General features: G+C 42.1%; 3 protein-coding genes. All 3 read right to left on the reverse strand.

What is annotated here, in order from left to right; translation table 11 throughout:
• Positions 1-365: 365 nt before the first annotated feature.
• The 3 genes from RM811_RS02620 to RM811_RS02630 all read right to left on the reverse strand — a co-directional run bounded on the left by RM811_RS02620 (position 366) and on the right by RM811_RS02630 (position 4,845).
• A complete protein-coding gene (locus RM811_RS02620; RefSeq protein ID WP_402520488.1) occupies positions 366-1,898 on the reverse strand; it encodes a hypothetical protein in 1,533 nt (510 codons plus the stop codon).
• 614 nt (positions 1,899-2,512) lie between these two features.
• Entirely contained in the window at positions 2,513-3,592 is a 1,080-nt protein-coding gene (locus RM811_RS02625; RefSeq protein WP_402520490.1) for a hypothetical protein, read from the reverse strand.
• Positions 3,593-4,275: 683 nt separating this feature from the next.
• On the reverse strand, positions 4,276-4,845 hold the full coding sequence (locus RM811_RS02630) for a hypothetical protein (protein WP_402520492.1): 570 nt from the start codon (positions 4,843-4,845) through the stop codon (positions 4,276-4,278).
• Positions 4,846-5,583: the final 738 nt, after the last annotated feature.

Raw genomic sequence — 5,583 nt, forward strand, 5'->3', positions numbered from 1 at the left:
AAAATCCGGGGTCAGGTCTTTCATCGTGCAGCTATGAAAATTACAAGACCCTACCCCGCATTACTTCTTCTTATGTTATCTGCGCTATAAGGCTACAGATATACAATATCCGCTAAATTATATGTCTGATTGTCTTAATCACGTTTTATCGGACAAGAAAATCGGGGTCAAAAATCTAGGTCAGGTCTTTAATCTTGAACCTTGCATTAATTCAAGATTCAAGACCTGACCCCAGTTTTTTCCATCAGGGCCAGAGGCGAATGCGACCTCACCCCAAGGCCGGATATATGGAAGCATTACTCTTTAGTCATTATCGAAAACTTTACCTTGCATCGCGGGGCGGACCATATATGACCCCAGTTTTTTTATTCGGAAGGCTTGCCGACGATGTTATTGGCAGAGGGGGCTGGGCGATACTCCAGGGGGAAAAAAAGCGGTTTAGGAATGCCTCGTCGTCGTGTGCGTTTCTCCGTCACATAAGCCAGGTAAAAAGGATCGAAATGGAGGGTAAGTTTCATGCTCTCCTGGTTTATTATGTCGCAGACGTTTTTTATTTCCGGTTTGAATAAGTACCCACAGGGCTGGCCGTCCAAAGCCCCCGGCCATACTACGACAATATTTCGCATTGCAGCTGTCGAGGTTTGAGAAAACAGTACCTTCATAGACTCATCATCCCACTGTGAATGCCGTCTTTGAACGTCTTCAAATATGGAGTGAATAAGGGCTGTGGCGGATGTGTTATCCCTGAACATCTGGATAAGCATTGCCTGCAAGCCCGGATGCTTGTCGGCTGCTTTGGGAGCAGTGAACCCCATTGCTTCAAATGTTGGCAGCTTGGTTTTAAACAGGCGCAGGAACTCATCTTTGGAGGGGTTAGCAAACAACGGGTGACCAGAACATGAAGGTTTTTCTGTTTTTTTATCATCCGGTTTTGCTAGAGCATTTAATTTTGTTTCTGTTTTTCTTTGCCTTGAGGTTATGCTAGCACTGTGTTTATGCAGATCTCCTATGAACTCATTATGTTTTTTACGTTCTGCAAAACTCTTTTTTTTCTCCTGTGACAACTCTATTCTGCAGGCCGTAAATTTTTCCTTCAATTCAATCAACTGTTTTTCATATCTCTCAAGTTGACTGTTCTGTTCGTTAATTTTTTTTGCCTGCAGGTCATTTTGTAAGCTTTCTTTCAGGGCCCTTATATTAGAGTCCTGGGAGGCCTCATGACATTTGATTTTCTGGAGGTCGGTTTCCAGCTGTTGGATTTTTTCTTCATCGGCTTTTTTCAGGTCTTGGAGTATTCTTGCCTGTTTTGTCAATTGAATTTTCTCAGCGTGTGAATTTTGAACTGAAAGCTCCATCTTTTTAATTTTTTCTTCTTTTGTATCCAGTTTTCGTTGAAGTTTACAGAGGGTTGCTTTGCTCTCTTCCTGGTTTTGTGTTCTTTCTGATAAAACAGCCTGTTTAAGGGCCTGTTCGCTTTCGGCCTTATATTGGTCAAACCTGGCGTTGATGTTGTCTTTTTTTGTATGAGCAAGAAACAACTCAGCTTTTGTATTGTCCAGGTCGGCTTTGAGCTGACTGTTTTCTTTTTGTAATGTTTCCAGTATGACCGCCAAGTCAGAGTCTTCAGTCGATACTTGGTGCTGACCGGCCGTTACCACTGCCCCGGGCATGGGCTGCTCCCCCTGATTGGTCAGGGATATAGCATCAGTTTTACGGGCGTCCCGTGTTGACAACCGAACCGCTTGGCCATAATGGAGAAGGGTTTTACCCTTTTCTCTGGTGCGATGGGGTAACGGGGCTGTGGTGTCAGCTCTATCCTTGGGTTTTGCGGCAACCGGCGTGTCTCTGGTCTGCCACACCGGCCCTGTTACATGACTCCCAGCCTTGTGTGCATTCATAATTCTTTCCTGGCTGACATGCCAGGTAGTCCGACCATTGAAACCAATATTTTATGGGCAGCAGACCATAGTCACCGGCCAGGTAGCCTGACAGCCTGAAAATAAAGGTCGAACTGCCTGTTCCTGAATTCAGCATTCTGTAGTTGATGTAGCTGGGCAGATGGCATCGAATATTGCTGGCCGTCAGACATATGATTTCATTCACCCAGCTTCCTATCATAGTCGATTTTTTACACCGGGTGTTTGTGTTTCCTGATTGGTGCTGGTACTGGGAAGCTGTTCACAATCTTTTTACCAGCTGTAAATGTAAACTTGCCGGGCATTCACCTCCCTGTGGGGTGGATCCTGTACATTCCCTGTACAGGATGAAGGGACTCGAGGACATCCATAAATTTGGAGGGACTCGAGGAGGGACTCGAGGACATCCATAAATTTATCCATGATTTTTTTATGGTTATATTTCTGGATGTCCTGTAGTTTGTCGATAAACTGTGCGATTACTTTTTTTATTGCCAAGCTGAATCACTTGCAGCAGAAGTGGTTTGATATTCGTCGGGAATTGCTGCCTATTCCTATTCCTATTCCTATTCCTATTCCTATTCCTATTCCTATTATTATTGTCCTATTCCTATTATTCCATCTCTGGTATAAAAGCCAGTGCGGCCATTGAAAGAACAATGTGTGGAGGTGTCAGTGAACTTTAACCCACTCTTCTCCCGGAGATATGATTGAACGCATGTATCAACATTTATATTGAATTTTAAATTGGATAATTTTGTTTCAGTGTTTATTGTAAACCTGTCGTTCTCTATTGTTTTTACCGACGCCCAGGCACAAATCACATGTTCAGGTGGAATCTTTGTTGTCATGACTGACTTGATTGTTTTTGACCTGATCCCGGTAGAATGGCTATTGTATTGCTTAGGCCATACATGGTTATTCCCATTGACTTCAATGCCAGCAGTAACCAGACAGCAGTACACGTAAGAATTATCAGTATTGTCCGGGAACTGTGGAAAACACTTTGTGATTTTTTCTGGGAAATAGGCTGCTGAACACTTGTCCTTGCACAAGGAAACTCCTGTATCCTGGACTCCTGATGACTCACCCGGGAGTCCATTTCCATCGTTATTATGAAATCTGATTCTTAGGGTTTTCAGGCTTTCCCCAAAGTTGTCATCGTTAATTTCAGATCCATCTTTTACCGAAAAACCTGTGGTGAATATTGTTTCAGGTTGACGATAATCCCCTCGGTAGGCGATTCCGATGGGCTTAATGCTTTTTGGGCCCGGGTGGTATTCATGCCCGAGTAAAACAGTATCATCGTTATATTTCTTGAGTCCTTCATAGCATATTCTCCAATAGGGTGATATGCGTTTCTGAAATAAGTCAGTAATGTTCTGATCTAAGAAGCCGTAAATATCGATTTCTGCAGTCGCAGAGTTTTGTTGTGCTGAATTATTTTTTTCAGCTTTCATTTTATCAGTTGGAGAACCCACATCATTAAAGTGTGTATCAGGATCAATTACTTTTGTAATATGCATGTTAATAATCGGGTTTGCATCTGGTGTTGATGGGTTTTCGCATTCGTTTCTATTGGTAAATGATGCCGTGTAATGAGGGCCGTGTGACTGATTAGCCTGTTTTTGGTGTTGTTGAGGAGAGTATTGACATTTTCCGGGTATTGCTTGCATGGAGTACTCCGTAATCAGTTGACAAGTAGGTGATAGTCTGCTATCAAATGTTTTGATCTCTAGCTAAGGAATATGTTCCAGCTCTTTTATAATCAAAGCATCAGCAGTCGATAATATTCTCGAATTTTCATGTGATAAATATTGAAATGCAAACCACTATCTACTTTTTAAGAAGTAGCGATCATGCGCCTACATCCTGGTATCAGTGGTGATGATCGGTTTACTGAATAAACTAAACGTACGTACAGTCAATTTATACGAAAGCAAACTTTCACCTACTTAGTCATCGGTAATCAAAAACCAAATATTTAGACCATTGGAAATAGAAAAAGTTCCATTCCGATAATGTCAGGAGGGAGAGGGGGAGTAACGCAGGTTCGCTCCCCGTTCAGAAGAGCCAATAATAATTGATCTGGTTGATATCCCCACCGGACTTATTGTATTTCAATATTTCTGACCATTAGTTCAGAAAAAAGTTCCAAACCTTGGCTCCCAGTAACCTGAGTTCGACATAACTGAAGTCTTGAGATGCCTTGCCCTACAAGAGCTTCAGCTAGTCTTGTCATGATTTTTTGCCGCCTTTATGACGGGGTTTTCCGATTTCTACTGCTAAATTTTGGGCTAAACCATCTACAGCTCTTGGCCAAATCGCAAATCGGGGTCATGAATCTTGAATCTTGAATTCATTCAAAAAGAAAGACCTGACCCCGGTTTTCTTTATTGCCAAGAAAGCCCCACTCGTGGCCTACCCATACAAGGACGAGCTTTGCCCAGCCCCAAAACCAGCAAACAGTAGTAAGGGTTACGACAGTGTCTGCAAACCCATCGTCCATAAATATTTCAGATAAGCCTCCTATGTAAAACATGGCATATAGTGTTACATCCATAATCAACCGTAGAGGCATGCCTATAATATTGAAAACCCAGATAAATCGTTCCGGAGCCTGCCCCGCAACATCATCCAGAATAAGATAGAGGACATTTGCGGTTTGGTGCACAAAATCTGCACCATAACCAATAGCAATCCCATAAACCCCAGCCCAAAAGGTAATAAAAATCGGAGCCCAAACGCACTGTGTGAAAAGCGCCAGAAAATTACCAAAAAGTGGTATGTATTTCCGTATAAAGGTATTGACCACCCGGTTAGCCTTTAGGAAAGGAGTGGCTGTCCACCAGATTGGCTTGAAAAGCAAAACCAGAAAAGCAATAAAAAACTGTGACAGCCAGATTACTATATTGAATAAAGTGCCCATAGCGCACCTCCATTGTTTTTATTTTTTTTTATTGACGCACGCACTGCCGCAGGCGTTAAGCCTCCTATGGCTGTCATTAATTATGTTAACGCAAGGTGACAACATGTCAAACTATAAATCAAGTTGTCTGGGAGTTTTCTTCGGAGACGCCCATCCCCCGCTTTTATTATCTTCGCCTTCGCCATTTCCGCAGTCTGGAGAAGTATTCTTTTCCGTCAGAAATAAACAGGACATCCATAAATTCAGGGCGAAAGCTTAAGTAAAACGTTGGTTCGATCTAGACGAATAGAAATTTATGGATGTCCTTCTTTTTTATTCTTTTTTATCAATACAAATAAAATGGACACCCATAAATTTATCAATACAATAATAAGGGTATTTTTATGGACCTGTTGAGGCTGTCCACCTTCAATCTCTTGCCGATTTATCTCGGCGCAGAAATAAACAGGACATCCATAAATTCAGGGCGAAAGCTTAAGTAAAACGTTGGTTCGATCTAGACGAATAGAAATTTATGGATGTCCTTCTTTTTTAAAAAAGGACACCCATAAATTTATCAATACAAATAAAAAGGACAAATAAAAAGGACACCCATAAATTTATCAATACAATAAATAAGGGTGTTTTTATGGACCTGTTGAGGCTGCCCACCTTCAATCTCTTGCCGATTTATCTCGGCGCACTGGATGTCCTGTTCTCCCCCTGTTCTCCCCTTTTATGGATGTCCTGTTCTCCCTC

The sequence above is a fragment of the Endozoicomonas sp. genome (assembly GCF_031844845.1).
GTDB lineage: Bacteria > Pseudomonadota > Gammaproteobacteria > Pseudomonadales > Endozoicomonadaceae > Endozoicomonas.

What these genes read in the sequence shown, in the direction of transcription:
- RM811_RS02620 (WP_402520488.1), bottom strand. Translation starts at nt 1,898, where the DNA reads ATGAATGCACACAAGGCTGGGAGTCATGTAACAGGGCCGGTGTGGCAG.
- RM811_RS02625 (WP_402520490.1), bottom strand. Translation starts at nt 3,592, where the DNA reads ATGCAAGCAATACCCGGAAAATGTCAATACTCTCCTCAACAACACCAA.
- RM811_RS02630 (WP_402520492.1), bottom strand. Translation starts at nt 4,845, where the DNA reads ATGGGCACTTTATTCAATATAGTAATCTGGCTGTCACAGTTTTTTATT.